The organism is Zobellia galactanivorans, from assembly GCF_000973105.1.
Taxonomy (GTDB): Bacteria; Bacteroidota; Bacteroidia; order Flavobacteriales; family Flavobacteriaceae; genus Zobellia; species Zobellia galactanivorans.
In genome coordinates this window covers 2056558-2074704 of record NC_015844.1, presented here as the reverse complement: position 1 = coordinate 2074704, position 18147 = coordinate 2056558, and the positions used below count along the sequence as shown (strand labels likewise).

Below are 18147 nucleotides of genomic sequence, written 5' to 3'. Positions count from 1 at the left end.
AAATACCTCTTAAACACTACGACCAACGACAGGTAAAAGAGGGAGCTGCCCGATAGCAACGATTAAAATTTAGAAAGTTTCTCAGCTTTTTTATACTTTTGCACACGTAAATATAGCTAAGATGACATCATTTTTTAAAGGAATAGAGGATTTGTTCGTAAACCACTTGTTTTGGCCACTTGATCAATTGCGTCACATGCACAGCTGGTGGGGCGCCAATACATTGAATTGGATCCTTATGGCCATTTGTTTTGCCGCATTTGTTTATTGGATGCTGCAATTGAAACAATACAGTGACAATGATGAAGAAGACAAATCGATTTCTTCCCATTCATACCTATAAATCCTAGTACCTTATTAGCTTAGGATTTTAAAGACATTGGATTCTTTCTTAAAGATCGAACCCAATGTCTTTTCTATAATTCATCTTATCGAACTTGATTTTTTCGATGTTCTTGTAGGATGTAGCCAAGGCTTCCTTAAAATCGTTGCCATAGGAAGTAATCGCCATTACCCTACCCCCGCTGGTAACCACCTTGCCGTCTTTCAATTGTGTACCTGCATGAAAGACCAATGAATCCTCTACTCCTTCAAAGCCTTTGATCTCTATCCCCTTGGTATATGCTTCGGGATAACCGCCCGAAACCAACATTACGGTCGATGCCGTACGCGGATCGAGCTCTAGATCTATTTCATTGAGCCTTCCTTGGGCCACGGCTTCCAAAACTTCAACCAAGTCATTTTTGATACGCGGGATTACGACTTCGGTCTCGGGATCGCCCATCCGAACATTGTACTCGATAACCTTTGGATCCTCGCCCACCTTGATCAGACCGATAAAGATAAAGCCCTTATACGGCAAATTATCCTTTTTAAGCCCCTCTACGGTCGGTTTTACGATTCGCTCGTGTATCTTATCCATAAAGCTGTCATCTGCGAAAGGAACAGGGGATATGGCCCCCATACCGCCTGTATTCAATCCGGTATCGCCTTCACCTATGCGTTTATAGTCTTTGGCCGTAGGCAAAACCTTGTACCCTTCCCCATCGGTCAAGACAAAGACGCTAAGTTCGATTCCCGATAAAAACTCTTCAATGACCACTGTGGTACTTGCTGCGCCGAATTTAGCATCGACAAGCATGGTCTTTAGTTCTTTCTTGGCCTCTTCAATATCTTCGAGAATGACCACTCCCTTACCCGCTGCCAATCCATCTGCCTTTAGCACATATGGCGCTTGTAGGGTTTCGAGAAAATCATACCCTTGCCGTAAGGTTTCAGAAGTAAAGCTTTGGTAGGCCGCCGTAGGTATGTTATGGCGCATCATGAACTTTTTGGCGAACTCTTTACTGCCTTCAAGTTCGGCACCGGCCTTTTGCGGACCGATAACCGGTATATGCCGAATAGCGGCATCGTTTAAAAAGAAATCATGAACCCCGTTTACCAACGGGTCTTCGGGGCCGACCACGACCAAATCGATATCATTTTCCAAGACCGCTTCCTTAATGGCCTCAAAATCGTTTACCCCAATTGGCAAATTGGTAGCGACTTCGCGTGTACCGGCGTTTCCGGGTGCGACAAAAAGATGGTTCAATTTGGAACTTTGGCTAAGCTTCCATGCCAAGGTGTGCTCACGACCTCCGGCACCTAAAATAAGAATATTCATGTTCTAAGGTTTGCGCAAAAATACGTTTTGAAGTGGAATTAGCACTAAAATGCACAAAATATTCATTTGTTGTGCCAGCTCTATAGAACCTGGCAATGGCAGCCCTAGGAATCACCAGGTTAAACGCCCCTGGAAAACAGAACTGTGGTCACGGTTTTGAACAATATTCGAAAATCGAGTGTTATGGATTTGTTCTTGACATAATACAGGTCGTACTCAAGCTTACGGATCGAGTCTTCAAGGTTTTCCCCGTATTTATATTTTACTTGGGCCCATCCGGTAATTCCCGGTTTGATCAAGTGCCGAACCCCGTAATAAGGTATCATTTCGTTCAATTGGTCTACAAACACCTTACGCTCGGGTCTCGGACCGATAAATTGCATATCGCCATTGATTATGGAAATGATCTGTGGCAACTCGTCAATTCGGAACAACCTCAATATTTTTCCAAAGGGGGTAATTCGCGCATCATTGGCCTTGGCCATGGCCGCACCACTTTTCTCGGCATCGACGACCATTGACCTGAACTTATATATCTTGAATTCCTTACCGTGTAAGCCGACCCGCTTTTGGGTGTAAAATAAGGGGCCCTTATTGAAAAAAAGGTTTAAGAACCAAACTATGGGGATACAAAAGACACAAATGAGCCCCACTACAATAGAGAGTATAAAATTTACACTGAAGGTAAAGATTCTACCTAGGTATCGTATTTTTCGGTTTCTCAACTGCAATATCTCGTAAAAGCTATCATTTCGAGATCTAATGGGCAAAGCTTCGTAAGTATTCTCGTAGAACGAAGTAAATGTTACCACTTCCCTTCCCAACAAAATAGCCCTTAAGAGCATTTTCTCTAAATCTTTGGGCAAGTCGTCATAGCTTCGGAGGTTTATAATGTAGGCATCAATTTTATCGGCTGCCGACATAAACGATGGCTTATTAAAGTAATTGGCGTCATCTAAGGGGTAGGTCAGCTTAACCTTGTAAAAGGTCTTCATCTCATCCCCGTTGATTAATCCGATGTCGTCCTTTACCGTGCCCATTGCATGCCCGTCGTAGATATAAAGCACATTCTTAGTAACGGGAATCACGCTAAATATATTTCTAAAGAACAATCGCCAAAGACCGATCTCTATAGGGGTAAGTACCAAAAAATACAATAAGGGCATTCGCCAAAAACTGACATCGTAAACGATGACCAAGAAGAGGAAGACCGCCAAAACATATAATCCGCTTATATAGAGCGATTGCGAAAAAACCTTCTTGCGATTCGATACTTTCTCAAGATTATAAAATTCTAGAATATACGCTAATACCAAGTAACTAGTTATTCCGAATGAAAAAACAATTACTTTAATGCCCATTAGGATATACTTGGCATCAATAGCATTATTGACAAGTACATTCAACGATGCCAAAATAATAATTAAGTCACCTACAAACAGTATAAACTTTCGTTCTACAGAATTTAAAATGGAAGGCCTAGGCATTTCTTAATAATTTTGAACTACCAAATGTAGCTTTTCAATTTTAAAATGATTGCGGAAACGGTATAAAATATAGATTGTAAGAGGGATAAGCCTTCTACTTCTCGGTAAATTCGCCATTCATATTTAATCAATTTAAACTTATTGGAAGATATTGATTCATTGCCTATTCTGTAAGTAGATAATATCTTGTCTAAGCCATAGGCGTCGGTTTTCTTCAATAATTTCAGCCAAAGTGCATAATCTTGGCGCTTACGAATCTCCGGCATATATTGTTTCCCAAAAAAATCTACATCATACATTGCGGTCAAACAGCCAATAGGGTTTTTGAATAAAGCAGAACGGTAGGTGGTTTTAGATTTTACATTTACAGGTTGATTCAGAGATTCACCCAATTCATTCATTTTGTCATAGGCCGTATACGTAAAATAATAGTTGTTATCCTGCATAAAGGATACTTGCGTCTTTAACTTTTGGGGAAGCCAAGCATCATCACTGTCCAAAAAGGCTATATAACGCCCTTTGGCGGCTTCTATGGCCGTATTTCTTGCTATACCCGCACCACTATTACTCTCTAATTGCAAAAGACGAATTCGTGTGTCGTTTTTCGCATACTCAGATATTATTGCAATACTCTTATCTGTAGAACAGTCATCAACAAGAATATGCTCCCAATTACCGTAGGTTTGGGCGAGTACAGACTCAATACAATGAGTAATATACTTTTCTGAGTTATAGACGGGTGTTATTATACTAACCATTAAAAAAAATTAATTATTCCCCCTTCAGCTTCATCACACAAATTGACCTTACACCGGTATGGACAGAATCAAAACAGATCATATTCCCCAATCTATCCCATCTTGGATGCAAATCACACCTGTAGGTTTCCTTATATTTTAATGGCGAAAAAAAGGAGCCTAACACTTTTTTCTCTTGCTCAGCGACATCCAAGAGAAATAATTGTTGCATCCTGGACCTGTTAGGATAGGTGTCAGATACTATCAACCCGTTATTATTACAAAACTGAGGGTGACCATCTGAGTTAAATTCATCAGGATTTAGAATCGCAACATCTTCCGACTTATCCGTAAAAATAGTGTAAGCATCACCATATTTTTTTGTTGAAGCATAGGCTAAAATCTTATTCCCCCCAAACCACGTTAAGTGAGAGACCATCCCATTGCTATTGAGGAGATAAAGGTCTTTCCCTTCCAAATCACTTGTCAGTAGCCTGGTATTAACCCTTTTACTAGAACCTTCTTGCCACCTATGTAGAAATAAAAATCTTTTTGAATCTGGTGAAAATTGTGTGTGGGTCAAAAAGTGATACGCTCCATCCATTGATTCTTCCCTCTTATAATTGGCAATAGTCTTTACAGAAAATAACATCTTAAAGGTGTCCCCTTTGTAATCATAAAGGTAGATTCCACTATCCTCAGGTTCCTGAATAGAAACGTCTTCACCCCTGTCTACATGTTCATACCCATATCCCGGCATTCCAACACCAAGTCGATTGAATGAAAATGAAAGGGCAAACTGTCCACAATTGGAAACTACGCTAACCGGATAGTTAAGGTTTCTGATAACCTTTCCCGTCAAATCAATTATTCTAGCTCCATTGCCCTTTCCGTCCCAAACATTAAAAATAATCTCTTCACTATTTACCCACTGCAACATACTTCCCTGTTGCCAATTCCAAGATGAGGTTACCCCTAATGGCTCGAACGTTTCTAAATCTTCATGGAAATACCCAATTTCAATTTCCCCTTCACTATTGATTGAATTTACATTTTTGATTCGGTGTGCCAAAAGCTTAGAATTGTCATAAGACCATGGAATTTTATCATGAAATCCAAAAAAAAAGCCTTCTCGCTCAATAACATTATTGTCTGTTACTTTCTTGCTTTTAGGAGGAGAGACCATAACCATTATGCCCTGATAGACATCACGAACAAATGATTTCAAAAATGGAAATTTCTTAACCGTATTGTAAACGACCTTCTCGAACTTATTCATTTATTTCTATATTTAAAAAAGCCTTTAATTCCTGAAGAAATACCATTCATAAAGTTGAGCCCAGAATCCTTCATTTCTTTTCTTTTCTTAATACAAAAAACAATAATTATCGCTAATCCTTTTAAACCAAACATCCTTCTAAATACCGCTCCCTTTGCAAAAAGGTGTCCTGCATTTAGCACTCGTCCGGAATTTTCAAAAGGGTGAATTACGATTGTTTCGGGAACATACCCCATTAGCAGTCCTTTTCTATGAGCGTCGAAAAGAAAGATATTGTTCTCACCCGTATTATACTTGGCACCCAGACCGAACTGTTCATCAAATTTTACGTCAGAATTCAACTCACTAACATTCAACACCATATCAATCGACGAAACCTTTAGAAGACTCCTTGCATTATGCTCAAAAGCTTCACTAGCATAATCCTTGAAAAATCCGCCCTCGGGTGTTTCGATCCTAAATGTAAGTATAGCTCGCTTTTTGAACTTTTGAAAAGCCTGTCTTATTCTTTCTTCAAATCCATCAACATATACCACATCATCGTCAGCTACGATTGCATACCCGGACCTAACCTCGTTCAATGCCAAATTCCTACTGACGGACAATCCTTTTGTCTTACTGTTTATGATTTTACAGTGATCTCTCTGAATAGATAACGGCACATCGTTCTTTATCATTTGATTTACGATTACCATATTCAAACTAGTTGAAAGAGGCATGTTTAAAAGGGTGTCGTTCCGTAATATTCCACCGTCAACCGTTGATACCAAGATTGTAATTTTAGTCTCTGACATAGAGCTTATTTAATTTGATATTGACCATAATGTAAGAGACAAGAGGAATCAGAAAAAAAACAGCACTAATTCTATGTCTATAAGCTCCGGAAATATTTGTTTCAAATAAAGCCGGAACAACTAAGAAAATCAAAAACAGCAATAACCAACCCTTCATATATTTTTTATAAAACAGCAGAATCGGTGTAATTAGCACAAAAATAATATAGAATGAATCAATTAATGGAATTAATTTATTCATGGTTACCGTTGGGGAAACCAAAATAGGTAGAGGAGACAGTAAATATTGTAAAACTAAAAACATAACATTCTTAACGTAGTCAAAAGGTCCTGACCAGTTCATCGTAGAATAGCCTTCCGTTCCAAACCTTGCATTGGAAGCGTCACGATAAGATATAAGCCAAGCCATATTAAAGTCCAACTGGTATAAATTTGAAACCACTGTCTTTATACTAAAATTCACAATTACAATTATTACGGCCAACCAAATAAAGTTCTTTAAGGAATAGAGTTTGTTCTTATAACAATACCCCAAGAAAAGGGCGATTACCGAACACACCCCAGTTAGTGGCCTAGTTACAAAAACAAGGGTTAAAACAAAAAGGGCCATTAGCATCGTGCCTTTTTGGGTTACGATATATCTAATCAACAAATAACTAAATATAGCCAAGAACATAAGAGCCATAGACTCCCGTAAAATACTGGCATTAATAATGACTGTGATTGGATAAAACGAAGACAAAACGACAAGTATAGCATAAAACTTTCGCTTATCCACTATTTTGTTGTGGTAAACAAGAAAGGTCTTAAATGCCTTATAAACAAATAGAACGGCAACCTGATAATAGAAAATGTTAAAGACAACAAAAACAAAGGGCCTTTTAAAACAAAGTTGATACTGAAGGAAATTAAGGATAGAATACCCTTTTACACCAAACGAGTAAAAATTGAAATAAGTGCCAAAATCTTGTATTATACTTGCGTATACCACGCTATCAGGTGGGGTTGATTTGAAATTTACCACCTCATTTACAATGAAGAAAAAAAGGGGCCACAAAAAAGAAGCCATAACCAATATACAAACGACAAGGGAATTAAGTTTTTCTCTTTTTAGCAAAACAAAAAACAGTGCAAACAAGAAACAGGAATATACCCCCATCAAGAGCAATCCCAGAGCATCTAAAGCGAAAACCTTATCTAATTCAATCATCTAACCGGTTTTTTCAAATTCAACAAATGCAGTTGAAAAATAAATGCCATATATATTACCCCCATTTCCCGAACTAAGGTGCTTTCGGTCAGGGAAAATAACAGAAAGATTAAAAGTACGCCCAAGAAAAGGAAATCTTTGTATTTAATAAAGAAATAAAAACAAACTAGAACGAATAAAAACAAGACAATTATCCCCAATACTCCGTATCGCAGACCGAACTCGAGAAAATTATTGTGTGCGTTTTTTTCGACTAATTCTTCCTTGTTCGTTTTATCAAGTCGAGACCATATTTGTTCTTTGGTGTCCATACAGAAACGGCCAAAAGGGTTCTCTTCAATAAGCGTAATACTGGTACGCCAAATATGAATTCGCTCAGAAGCGGGACTGTTATTGTCTAAAACAAAATTTTTAGAAGCAAAGGTGCGATAATCTACGGTAATCCTATCTTTAATTGACGGTAAGGTATGGTACAACACGGATATCAGAACAACAAACACAAATAAAATACCTCCAACCCATTTCAATTTATTCGCTACAATTAGCCTAACTACAAATAGAACGAATAAAACAACTAAAATTAAATATGCCATCTTAGATGATAACAGCACAAGAAAAGTGAGGTTCAAAGCAAATACCGCTAATGACAGCCCACTAACTTTATTCTCCAATATGCTCCTATACAATCGCTCTAAATTTCCATTAATGGCAACCAAAACGAGCATTGAAACATAACTTGGGTGAAGGTTCAAAACAGATACCAAGGACCGGTGGACAAACAAATTCCACCAATATTTAGGAACATTATGGCTTAAGTCCAAAATAACATCCCCTAAGCATAATACAAATACAATTGCGATAATAACATTCAACGATTCGTACAAAAAGTGAATCGTTCTATTTTCGGAGAAACTCTTTGAACCAAATATGAAGAAAAATAAGGGAACAATAATATTAAGAACTACTACTTGGCCGCTACAATAGTTAACAAGAAAAAAAAGTAACGGCAAAACAAATAAAAACTGCAGAAGAAAAGAGGATGCCTTAAAAGAAACATCTCTTTTTTGTGAAACATAATCAAATATTGAAAAAAGCAGCATTCCCCCAAGGGCTATTCTATTGGGCACTAAGGTTCGCTCCAATAAAAATATGGATAGCACATACAGAAATACGAATAAACGAACGAATCCCTTCCTTAATCCTGGTGTATAGTATTTTTTAAGTTCCGTTTTCAAAAAGAAGGTCTATTCTAATTAATTACTTTGACGAAGAGCGTAATGACGCAAAAAATCAATATTTTACTATTTTGTTTTTAAGAAAAAATCAAGTCTTCTTTTCTCGAGAAAAGACACATCTATATATTGTAGAACATCTTCTTGCTTAATATCAAATGTGGCACACTGCATTAAGAACTTTTCTATTTTCGACGCATTCTCGGCTATCGAATAATTCTGAAAATCAACATTCAAAACCCATTCCGGGTAGCCACTAATTTCAAATGCCGTATCCTTATAAGGGAGGATCAGCGGTAGACAACAAGCCATATATTCCCTAACCTTTAAAGGGCAAGCCTCTTCCATTTTTTTTCTGTTAAGGGCCAACGTTCCTATTGCTGCCGTTGACTTCAATATAATCTTAAGGTACTCTTCCTTGTCTAAAAAGCCGTGTAAAATTACATTTGGGGAAACATCTTTCACATCCCCTTCCTTATAACCTATTAGATTAAAATCAACATGAGGGAGCTCTTTTGCTAGATCCCTTAATATATCAATGCCATGCCATGCCATGCCAGGGGTGCCCAAAAAAACAATACTGGTTTTTTTTGATCCGACAGGAACTTCACTCAATTCATAATTAGATACTTTTAGAGAGTTCGGCACCACTGCCACGGGTAGGCCTTTATATTTTTGGGCGATTTCAGTGGTCACAGCAACTACACCTGAAACACTTTTTAAAAATAAAGAGTCTGTGCACTTAAAATATAGAAACCTAAGATACCTTTTAAGGTTTTCTTTTCGTATCAGATAGTACTCCGATGCAAGATCTGTGTTAATTTCAACTATGAGCTTAAATTTTTCGCCAATCCTACGGTAAAAAGGTTGAAACATACTGTATCTAGCATAAACTACATCAGGATGATAATCATCAAGGACCTTGCGTGCTTTTTTAAAAGATGAAGGTAAGCCTAACCAATCACCAATAACATCCGTAGGAAGCAAGCCTAAACTCTTAACCTTGAACAGTTTTACCATGCCGCTTTTAGCCAATGAAGAAAACGAGGTGCTATCTAGGTCTACTTCACTATCCCCTGTCATTATAATTAGCTTTACTTCATGTCCCATTGACTGCCAAGCTTCAACTTGATTTCTAATTTTATTGATAACCCCATTGTTTTTATAAAGGTTAATTTGAGCGAAATAAGCAATTTTCATATTGAACGGTTTTAGAAGTAGGCACTTTTGGATTAGGACTTGAATTACCTTAATACCCCATTAAGGGAATTTGGGCTAGGTTTTCACTCAATTGATTTAATAATCTTCGCAGGGTTCCCCGCTATGACCAAACGTCCCTGAGGGAAGCTTTTTGTAACAACAGAACCCGCTCCTACAACGGTATGATCTCCAAGGTGGACACCTGGCAATAAAACGGCATTCATACCTATCCAACACTTTTTACCTAAAACAATATCCTTACCTTCTAAATGCTTGTCTAAATCGTTTAAATCGTGGTTCGTTGTTATCAGGCCAACGTTAGGAGCGATATAGCAGCCTTTTCCTAAAATAATTTTGGCCGAAAAATTTTGAAAATAGCAGCCTGGTGATTGAAAATTATTCAAATCGTCTACATGGAAATCTATATTTCTCCAGTTTGAAAGCGTTGAAGTATGGTTCATTGGCCAAGGCACCGATTTATTGAATCTTAGAATTTTTTGCCTCCACATAGCTTGTATCGCCCACTTCCAACCGGTTACATTATTTTCAAAATATCGCCCTTTCAAAAATTTCTTTTTAAAAAATAAAAATATAATAGGTTTTAAGATTACAATAAGAACCTGTATCAACTTGCGCTTCATTAATCAATAGTTTTAATTTTATTGATATACCATGCTGAAATAACGCTATTGATTTTATCCGAAGAACGGTCTTCTTTCTTCATTTCCAATAATAATGGGCGTTTTACCAAGTTCGTTCTATTTATATCCTTTCGGCGCACCTCTTTTAAAACCCCTACAGCTTCAGCTGGTACCAAACGTCTCAAAATATTCTTAGCTTTAGTTTTCAAGCTAGTTTTATTCTTCTCTACTTTATAAAATGAAACATTGAATAGGTTGAAGTATTTTTCAAAAATAGTTTGATTATAAAGTACAGTATTTATCTTATAATTAACAGGTACCGACTTAAAAAATTCTTCGAGACTTCTATCCCATAAAGGCAAATAGTGTTCAAAACCGAAATATTCATAAACTCTAACAGAATTTACAATAAATTTGGCTTGTCGTTCTTTTAATCCCCAATTATCGTCGACCGCATATTCATAATTACAATCTACATTCTTTATGTAATTTAAGTGAGACGGCGTTAATTTTGTTTTTCTGTCAAGTATACAATGTTTCGCAAAAATTCGCTCTATTGTTTTACTCCTATCCTTATTGTTTTCATCAAATTTAGACAAGTGGCTTCCTGCCAGAAAATCCCCAGAATGCCCTGGGATGATTATACTGTCTTCTGAAATTATATTCTTTTCTTTCAGTTCCTTAATCGCAAAAAAGTCTTGCAACAAAAATACTGAAGAGTAATTGGCCGCATAAGAATGATAGCGTTCAAATGCAAGGGAACTTGTATAATCCTTTGGGATAACCTCTTGTGTGTATTCGATAAAGTGCCATTTGTAGCCAAGTTCCTTTGCTACTTTCTTACTAATTAAAACTTCCGGGCTGTATTGTGCACCGTATGTAAAACAAATTACATTTTCAACCCCCCTGCTTTTTAACAAACATGCTATTAACCTAGAATCGTATCCTCCGCTTAAGGGTAAAACCACTTGTTTCTTGCCTATATACAACATCATCCTATCGACAAGCTTTTCCAAAATATTTACTAAGGTACTTTGAAGCTCGGAAAAAGTGGGAGCTAAAAAAACCTCTTTTGTTAAGTAGTCTGTGTAAAATGTTTTCTCAAGTTTTTTATCGGATACAGAATATTTCAAAAACTCACCCGCTTGCACTTGAAAAACATTTTTTAGAAGAGTTTTCTCTCTTATACAATACCCAAAACCCAAAAATTCCCCTTCCGCCCGAGTATCAATACCACTTCCATATTTCTTTTTCAAAACTTCACATGAATCGGAAACATGAAAGGTATTCTCTTCTTGAGTATAAAATACCGGAAACGTCCGGACGGCATCAGTCACAATAAAAAGATCGTCTCCTACATGTAAGATAATAGTATAAGTACCTGTACAAGAAAAAATCTTTTCCCTTAAAGAATTTTCGTCTGTTACTTCAGAACAATAATTCAAGAAATCGATTCCTCTGAGAAGCCTACCCTCCTTAGTAAAAACATACCCTTTGACGTGTACATTACCGCGAGCGGAGGTCTGCCATTCATAGGTTAAATTGTATACTAAATCAATTTTAAGTGACATTTATCGTTGTGACTTTTTTTGAATAAAATAATATCATCCAAGATAGAAAGATATTAAAGATTACACTAACTATTACAAAGTTGACGATACAAGAAAAACCATCAAGTCCGAAAACATAACTTAAAACAATTGCCAAAACTCTAAACAATAGCAGAAAAATTTCTCTAAAAAAGTTCTCCTTTTGTTTCTCTACAATATCAAAAATTACAGAAAGAGGAGAATTACCTATTAACAAAAAGTACCAAGGACACAATAATTGAACATACTTATAAGTTGAGTTCCAATTATCTCCTAGAAACATAGGAATCAAATATGGAGAGAGAACAAATAAAAAGAAAAAAATAAAGGCCGACGCCGTATGGGAGTATACCATTATTTTCTTTGTTACATGGTAGAATCTATCTCTTGAATCTTGATACGTTTTTGCCAACTTGTTTATATATACCGATCTTAAAGAAGCAATTATAAAAGACACGGGCATTGCTACGATTTTAATCGCCATGCTGTATTCTCCCGCGATCTCCTCACCGTAAAACTCCAAGAGCAAAATTATCGGTAGAGCACTAGATATAGCATTCATTAACATATTAGGCATCGAAAAATAAATGAATTTTTGATACCTATTAAAGACACTTTTTATCTCACTCAATTTTAACCGCAAGAAGTCAACTTTGTAAAACCTAAATAGTAATAATGCTATTAGGCCAAAAGAAATAGTATTTCCTATAATCAAGCTTAAATCATGTGTTTTAAATAAACTATATGCGATATAAGTTGTTATTCCATAGGCCAAGGAACTAAATATTTTCGTGAGAGATAATAGCTTGAAATTTCCCAAGAGAGAAATACGTGTTTCATAAACAAACATCACAGTTCTAGAAAAAAGAGCTATAGGAAATAGCAAAGAAATTAAATAGCCATCAACTTTAAAAATAAGAAGCCCTAAGTTTAGTTGAAGCAAATATGACAGCCCTAAGAATATCATAATAACTAAACTTATACACAAGGCGCACAATAAAACCACCCTAAGTATTTTATCGACTTCTTTTTGCTTTTTCGGAACGGCCATTGCGGAGGATAGCCCCATAGACGCAACGACAAATACAATGTTCAGAATTGACAAAAAATTGCCTTGCAGAGCATACGCTTCTTGAGCAAAAATTCTAGCAAATATGGGAATATAAATGAGGTTCAGGAGTTGTGATACAACAACTCCCAAACTCATTTTAAGGGTATTTTTAAAAAAGGCAGAAGAAATTAAACCTTTAATTATTGTTTTAATTTTTCCCAAGCTCCGGTTTATTGCAAAAATTGAATAATCTTATCAATCATTTTTGATCCACTAGCGCCATCACCGTACAAGGTTTCATCCCATTTTTTCGGGAGTTTTTGCAATTCTTCTTTAATTTTCAACAAATCCGTAAATACAAGAACATTTGCGTTGTCTTCCAAGGTTTCCCTCCACTCTGTCTCTTTTCGTATGGTCACGCATTTCTTTTTGAGCCAAAAAGCTTCTTTTTGCATGCCCCCACTATCTGTAATAAGACCATCCGAGTTTTGAAGGTACCCCAGGTTGGAGAAATAGGATTGTGGTTCTATAAAATTGATGTTGGTATAGTCTTCTAGATTTAAACCATAGCTGGAAGCCAAGTTTTTCGTTCTTGGATGAAGTGAAAAAACAACTTTTTTATCCAGTTGTTCAAGAACGTCCAACACATGTTTTAGTCGATCTTTTTCATCGGTGTTATAGGGCCTATGTATGGTTGCATAATAAAAGTTCCTTTCTTTTGGAACATGCTCCCTCAATAAATCGTTTTGGGTTACATATTGCACTAAATCCTTCATTATATCCCCAACTACATGTACTCCTTTTCGAACCCCTTCGTTTTCAAGGTTCTGTACAGAAATAGCACTAGGTACGAACAGTAAGTCTGAAATATGATCGGTAAGCACGCGATTCACCTCTTCGGGCATTTTTTTATTAAAGCTTCTCAAACCCGCTTCGATATGAAACAAAGGAATATGCATTTTTGATGCCACCAATGCACCAGCTAGAGTTGAATTGGTATCGCCATAAACAACCACCCCATTTGGCTTCGTCTCTTCTATGATTTTTTCTATCTCGATCATCATCTTCCCCGTTTGCTCACCGTGGGCACCACTTCCAACATGTAGCGTATAATCGGGCTGGGTCATTTTCAGTTGATTGAAAAAAACCTCACTCATATTTGCATCATAATGTTGCCCCGTATGAATCGTTACCAGTTCAACCTTCCCCTTACAGGCCAGTTCAAATGGAAAATGTTTGATAAACTGGGGCCTCGCTCCAATTATGGCTACTATTTTCATAAAATTTATTTACTATTTCAAAAAACTGTGATACTCCCCCTTCAAACCCACAGGCTTCGAGTTTCGAATATCATGAACAATCTCAATAGCCGTTCGGGCCGCATCTACGCCATAACCCTTGCCCGCGAGTATATCTTTATACACCATGGTGTGAAGGTCCGTAAAACCGCCGCTAAATTCCAATTCCTCGCCATTTATGGTAATAGACCTAAAGGTAGTCTGCCCTTTTTCCTTAATTTCTTTCGGCAAGTACTTTGAACTGATCGAAAGAAACCATTTTACCCTGGCGTTCTCGAACTCCAAATAACCCGCAGCACGGTCGTTTTCGTGCACGTGTACGATATTTTGCTGTACATCTCCGAATATCCAAGAGAGCATGTCATAAAAATGCACCCCTATGTTGGTAGCTATACCCCCTGACTTTGTCTTGTCTCCTTTCCATGAGGTATGGTACCAGTGTCCCCTAGAGGTAAGATAGGTAAGGTCTACTTCAAATTTTGTATCCTTCTTGGCGTTCTTTACTTTCTCCCTCAAGGCAATAATACTGGGGTGTACCCTTAACTGTAAAATGTTGTATATTTTCTTGCCCGTCTTTTCCTCAACATGCTGCAACTTATCTACATTCCAAGGGTTGAGTACCAAGGGTTTTTCACAAATGGCATCGGCACCACTACGCAATGCGAACCGAATATGCGCATCATGAAGATAATTGGGCGAACAGATACTTACATAGTCTAAGTAAGTATCCTTTTCATATTTCAACTTTTCTATATGGCGATCAAAACGCTCGAATTCGACGAAAAAGTCCGCATTGGGAAAATAAGAATCGATTACTCCCACACTATCGCCTTTATCGAAAGCCGTAAGTAAGTTGTTTCCTGTATCCTTAATGGCTTTCATGTGCCTGGGCGCTATATAGCCTGCTGCGCCAATTAGTGCGAAGTTTTTCATCTAAAAGAGTTTATTATGTTTGATGTTATATATTCTATTTCGTCGGTGGTTAAATACGGATTCATGGGAAGGCTCATGACCTCTGAAGCACAAGTCTCGCTAATGGGAAAATCACCCTTTTTGTGTTCTAAATAAGCAAAACATTCTTGTAAATGCATGGGTATCGGATAGTGTACCGCGGTAGGAATACCAGCTTCCTTCAGTTTAGACTGGAGTTCTTCCCGGTTTTTGATTCTAATGGTATACTGTGCCCAGACCGAAGTTCGGTCTTCTTTTATGCTCGGTGTCAATACATGGCCCTTGAGCAATTCGGTGTATTGCTTGGCAACCTGCTGCCTTCTTTCAATATCTTTCCCGTAATGTCGAAGCTTTACGTTCAGGATAGCGGCCTGAAGGTTGTCCAATCGTCCGCCCATACCGATATATTTGTGGGTATAGCGCTTTACCTGTCCGTGTACGCGCATCGCTTTCATTTTCTCGTAAAGCTCCCGGTCTTGTGTAAAGACCGCTCCCCCGTCACCAAAGCATCCCAATGGTTTTGCGGGAAAGAAACTGGTACAGCCAATGGTTGAGGCCGAACAACTTCGTTTTCCCTTGTAAAGGGCCCCAAAGCTCTGTGCGGCATCCTCGATCACCACCAAGTTATGTTTAGCAGCAATGGCGTTGATTTCGTCCATATCGGCCATTTGCCCATATAGCGATACCGGCATAATAGCCTTGGTCTTGTCGGTTATGGCTTTCTCGATTTGAGAAACGTCTATATTGAAGGTTTCTTCATCTATATCGACAAAAACCGGTTTTGCTCCCAAACAGGCAATGGTCTCGGCCGTAGCTATAAAGGTAAAAGGCGTGGTTATGACTTCATCCCCTCCTCGTATGCCCAATGCCATCATACTTAATAACAACGCATCGGTGCCCGATGAGACCCCTAAAGCATAATCGCTTTTTACATATTCTCGCAAAGATGTTTCAAGCTCTTCCGTTTCCTTGCCCAAAATATACCTGGCCGATGACATCACATCTAAAGATACCTGCTCAAATTCGGCGCTATGTTCGTCATACGCCTTGGTCAGGTTGGCAAAATCGATTTTCATATAGGGTCTATGATTTAGTATTATTTTATTCGTATTACACTATTGCCCTCTAACTTGTATTCTTGTCCACTTTCTGGGCATATGGCCAAATGGTCCTCGTTAAATTTTAGACGGTGGCCGTACTCGCTTACCCAACCTATCTGCCTCCCGGGGTTTCCGACAATAAGCGCATAATCGGGTACTTCCTTGGTCACTACCGCACCGGCACCAATAAGACAAAACCTTCCTAAGGCATTGCCACAGACAATGGTAGCATTGGCACCGACCGAAGCTCCTTCCTTTACGAGTGTCTCCTGATAACTATCGCGACGGATAATGGCACTTCTAGGATTGATGATATTCGTAAAGACCATGGATGGCCCTAGAAAAACATCATCCTCACAGATAACGCCCGTGTATATCGATACATTGTTTTGAACTTTAACATTGTTACCGAGCACTACCTGGGGCGAGACTACGACGTTCTGCCCAATATTACACCTTTCCCCTATTTTGCAATCGGACATGATGTGGGAAAAGTGCCATATTTTAGTACCTTCTCCAATGGTACAACCTTCATCGACAACGGCGGTTTCATGGGCAAAAAATGTAGGGGTAGACATATTGGGAAATTTATTCTATTATTTTTTTAAGACACTATACTTAGGCCTTCTAGCAAAAGTACGATAATTCTTCGCTTTCTCAAGCCGCACCTTATCCGCCAGATTATTTTCACTTAGTATTTTTTGTGCGAAACCGTACCAACTTAAACTTTCTTCATCCGTAAAATGGTGAATGCCATAAGTTTCACGGTCTTCTACGACTAAATCCAATACATATCTGGCCAAATTTTCTGCATGGGTCGGGCAACCGACCTGCTCATCGGTCACACTAAGATCAGCTCCTTCTTTGGCTTTTTGAAGAATCGTCTTATAGAAGTTTTTTCCATACTCCGAATAGAGCCAAGACGTTCTTACAATAAAATAGGCACTCATCAAATTTTGAATATGCTGTTCCCCTTCCAACTTAGATGCCCCATAGACATTGATGGGATTCGTTGTATCGGTCACCAAGTATGGAGAACCTTTCTCCCCGTCAAAAACATAGTCCGTTGAAATATGGATCAGTACCGTTTGTTGTTCTTGACAAAGCAACGCCAAGTTCCTAACGCCCTGTGAATTGACTTTAAACGCCTTCTCAGGCTCTTTTTCAGAGTTTTCTACATTGGTATAGGCAGCACAATTGATACAATGGCTAAAGGCCTTATTCGAAAGTTTTTCCGCAATGGATTTTGGATCCGTAATATCTAAATCTTTGGAATCAGCGAATGTAAAGTGTAATTGTGGGTAGTCAGAAGCGATTTTCTGAATACTTTTCCCCAACTGCCCCTTGGCCCCGGTAACGAGTACGGACTTCATTGAAAAAATTCTTTAAAGGTAGGAAGTAACTTGTCTTTTTCAGAAATAATGGGCGACTCTACCGGGCCCTCCCAATCAATTTTTAAATCCTCGTCATTATAGATTATACCACTTTCGGAAGCCAAGTTGTAAAAAGCATCGCACTTATACATAAAGGTGGCCTCTTCGCTCAAGGTCAAAAAACCATGGGCCATACCTTTTGGTATAAAAATAGAGGTTCTATTTTCACTTGACAATATTTGCTTAAAATGCTGTCCGAAAGTAGGACTTTCAGGCCTTAAGTCGACTACCACATCCAATACTTCCCCATGGGCTACCTGCACCAATTTGGCCTGGGCATGAAGCCCTGTCTGCAAATGAAGCCCTCTAAGTACTCCTTTTTTCGATACCGAGATATTATCTTGGACAAATTGGACTTCTTTCCCGATAGCGCTTTCGAATTTTTTCTGTTGATACGATTCAAAAAAGAGACCTCTCTCATCTCTAAATAATCTCGGTTGTATTATAAAACAGCCTTTTAAGCTGGTTTCCGTTATTTTCAT

Annotated in this window: 18 protein-coding genes; 1 reads left to right on the top strand and 17 read right to left on the bottom strand. The window is 38.1% G+C overall.

Features of this window, described 5'->3' with window-relative positions; translation table 11 throughout:
• Positions 1-121 precede the first annotated feature (121 nt).
• Positions 122-343, top strand: coding sequence for a DUF6341 family protein (locus tag ZOBGAL_RS08310; protein WP_013993114.1), 222 nt, complete (start codon positions 122-124; stop codon positions 341-343).
• A 48-nt stretch (positions 344-391) separates the two neighbouring features.
• On the opposite strand, the gene purD is transcribed toward ZOBGAL_RS08310, so the two are convergent.
• From purD to rfbC, 17 genes are all read right to left on the bottom strand, one after another.
• Positions 392-1663, bottom strand: coding sequence for a phosphoribosylamine--glycine ligase (gene purD / locus ZOBGAL_RS08305; protein WP_013993113.1), 1272 nt, complete (start codon positions 1661-1663; stop codon positions 392-394).
• Positions 1664-1782: 119 nt separating this feature from the next.
• Positions 1783-3150, bottom strand: a complete 1368-nt coding sequence (locus ZOBGAL_RS08300) for a sugar transferase (RefSeq protein WP_013993112.1) — start codon at positions 3148-3150, stop codon at positions 1783-1785.
• 17 nt (positions 3151-3167) lie between these two features.
• Positions 3168-3908, bottom strand: a complete 741-nt coding sequence (locus ZOBGAL_RS08295; protein WP_013993111.1) for a glycosyltransferase family 2 protein — start codon at positions 3906-3908, stop codon at positions 3168-3170.
• 13 nt (positions 3909-3921) lie between these two features.
• Complete coding sequence (locus ZOBGAL_RS08290; protein ID WP_013993110.1) at positions 3922-5166, bottom strand: hypothetical protein; 1245 nt, start codon at positions 5164-5166, stop codon at positions 3922-3924.
• Positions 5163-5960, bottom strand: coding sequence for a glycosyltransferase (locus ZOBGAL_RS22655; protein ID WP_013993109.1), 798 nt, complete (start codon positions 5958-5960; stop codon positions 5163-5165). The genes ZOBGAL_RS08290 and ZOBGAL_RS22655 overlap by 4 nt, the downstream gene beginning before the upstream one ends.
• The gene (locus ZOBGAL_RS08280; RefSeq protein ID WP_013993108.1) at positions 5947-7170 is read right to left on the bottom strand and encodes a hypothetical protein; all 1224 of its coding nucleotides are present in this window, start codon (positions 7168-7170) and stop codon (positions 5947-5949) included. The genes ZOBGAL_RS22655 and ZOBGAL_RS08280 overlap by 14 nt, the downstream gene beginning before the upstream one ends.
• Complete coding sequence (locus ZOBGAL_RS08275; RefSeq protein ID WP_013993107.1) at positions 7167-8405, bottom strand: O-antigen ligase family protein; 1239 nt, start codon at positions 8403-8405, stop codon at positions 7167-7169. The genes ZOBGAL_RS08280 and ZOBGAL_RS08275 overlap by 4 nt, the downstream gene beginning before the upstream one ends.
• Positions 8406-8471: 66 nt before the next feature.
• Positions 8472-9602 (bottom strand): glycosyltransferase, encoded by a 1131-nt coding sequence (locus ZOBGAL_RS08270; RefSeq protein WP_013993106.1) that lies wholly within the window; start codon positions 9600-9602, stop codon positions 8472-8474.
• Positions 9603-9685: 83 nt separating this feature from the next.
• Complete coding sequence (locus ZOBGAL_RS08265) at positions 9686-10243, bottom strand: acyltransferase (RefSeq protein WP_013993105.1); 558 nt, start codon at positions 10241-10243, stop codon at positions 9686-9688.
• On the bottom strand, positions 10243-11814 hold the full coding sequence (locus ZOBGAL_RS08260; RefSeq protein ID WP_013993104.1) for an asparagine synthase C-terminal domain-containing protein: 1572 nt from the start codon (positions 11812-11814) through the stop codon (positions 10243-10245). Before ZOBGAL_RS08260 ends, ZOBGAL_RS08265 begins: the two co-directional genes overlap by 1 nt.
• Positions 11804-13105 (bottom strand): oligosaccharide flippase family protein, encoded by a 1302-nt coding sequence (locus tag ZOBGAL_RS08255; RefSeq protein ID WP_013993103.1) that lies wholly within the window; start codon positions 13103-13105, stop codon positions 11804-11806. The genes ZOBGAL_RS08260 and ZOBGAL_RS08255 overlap by 11 nt, the downstream gene beginning before the upstream one ends.
• Positions 13106-13113: 8 nt before the next feature.
• The gene (wecB, locus tag ZOBGAL_RS08250; protein ID WP_013993102.1) at positions 13114-14163 is read right to left on the bottom strand and encodes a non-hydrolyzing UDP-N-acetylglucosamine 2-epimerase; all 1050 of its coding nucleotides are present in this window, start codon (positions 14161-14163) and stop codon (positions 13114-13116) included.
• 12 nt (positions 14164-14175) lie between these two features.
• A complete protein-coding gene (locus ZOBGAL_RS08245) occupies positions 14176-15114 on the bottom strand; it encodes a Gfo/Idh/MocA family protein (RefSeq protein WP_013993101.1) in 939 nt (312 codons plus the stop codon).
• Positions 15111-16208, bottom strand: coding sequence for a DegT/DnrJ/EryC1/StrS family aminotransferase (locus ZOBGAL_RS08240; RefSeq protein WP_013993100.1), 1098 nt, complete (start codon positions 16206-16208; stop codon positions 15111-15113). The genes ZOBGAL_RS08245 and ZOBGAL_RS08240 overlap by 4 nt, the downstream gene beginning before the upstream one ends.
• Before the next feature lie 20 nt (positions 16209-16228).
• Entirely contained in the window at positions 16229-16810 is a 582-nt protein-coding gene (locus ZOBGAL_RS08235; protein ID WP_013993099.1) for an acyltransferase, read from the bottom strand.
• A gap of 18 nt (positions 16811-16828) precedes the next feature.
• Entirely contained in the window at positions 16829-17605 is a 777-nt protein-coding gene (gene rfbD, locus ZOBGAL_RS08230; protein WP_013993098.1) for a dTDP-4-dehydrorhamnose reductase, read from the bottom strand.
• Positions 17602-18147, bottom strand: coding sequence for a dTDP-4-dehydrorhamnose 3,5-epimerase (gene rfbC, locus ZOBGAL_RS08225; protein WP_013993097.1), 546 nt, complete (start codon positions 18145-18147; stop codon positions 17602-17604). The genes rfbD and rfbC overlap by 4 nt, the downstream gene beginning before the upstream one ends.

Coding starts and splice junctions, on each gene's coding strand:
- ZOBGAL_RS08310 (WP_013993114.1), top strand. CDS start 122: ATGACATCATTTTTTAAAGGAATAGAGGATTTGTTCGTAAACCACTTG.
- purD (WP_013993113.1), bottom strand. CDS start 1,663: ATGAATATTCTTATTTTAGGTGCCGGAGGTCGTGAGCACACCTTGGCA.
- ZOBGAL_RS08300 (WP_013993112.1), bottom strand. CDS start 3,150: ATGCCTAGGCCTTCCATTTTAAATTCTGTAGAACGAAAGTTTATACTG.
- ZOBGAL_RS08295 (WP_013993111.1), bottom strand. CDS start 3,908: ATGGTTAGTATAATAACACCCGTCTATAACTCAGAAAAGTATATTACT.
- ZOBGAL_RS08290 (WP_013993110.1), bottom strand. CDS start 5,166: ATGAATAAGTTCGAGAAGGTCGTTTACAATACGGTTAAGAAATTTCCA.
- ZOBGAL_RS22655 (WP_013993109.1), bottom strand. CDS start 5,960: ATGTCAGAGACTAAAATTACAATCTTGGTATCAACGGTTGACGGTGGA.
- ZOBGAL_RS08280 (WP_013993108.1), bottom strand. CDS start 7,170: ATGATTGAATTAGATAAGGTTTTCGCTTTAGATGCTCTGGGATTGCTC.
- ZOBGAL_RS08270 (WP_013993106.1), bottom strand. CDS start 9,602: ATGAAAATTGCTTATTTCGCTCAAATTAACCTTTATAAAAACAATGGG.
- ZOBGAL_RS08265 (WP_013993105.1), bottom strand. CDS start 10,243: ATGAAGCGCAAGTTGATACAGGTTCTTATTGTAATCTTAAAACCTATT.
- ZOBGAL_RS08260 (WP_013993104.1), bottom strand. CDS start 11,814: ATGTCACTTAAAATTGATTTAGTATACAATTTAACCTATGAATGGCAG.
- wecB (WP_013993102.1), bottom strand. CDS start 14,163: ATGAAAATAGTAGCCATAATTGGAGCGAGGCCCCAGTTTATCAAACAT.
- ZOBGAL_RS08245 (WP_013993101.1), bottom strand. CDS start 15,114: ATGAAAAACTTCGCACTAATTGGCGCAGCAGGCTATATAGCGCCCAGG.
- ZOBGAL_RS08240 (WP_013993100.1), bottom strand. CDS start 16,208: ATGAAAATCGATTTTGCCAACCTGACCAAGGCGTATGACGAACATAGC.
- ZOBGAL_RS08235 (WP_013993099.1), bottom strand. CDS start 16,810: ATGTCTACCCCTACATTTTTTGCCCATGAAACCGCCGTTGTCGATGAA.
- rfbD (WP_013993098.1), bottom strand. CDS start 17,605: ATGAAGTCCGTACTCGTTACCGGGGCCAAGGGGCAGTTGGGGAAAAGT.
- rfbC (WP_013993097.1), bottom strand. CDS start 18,147: ATGAAAATAACGGAAACCAGCTTAAAAGGCTGTTTTATAATACAACCG.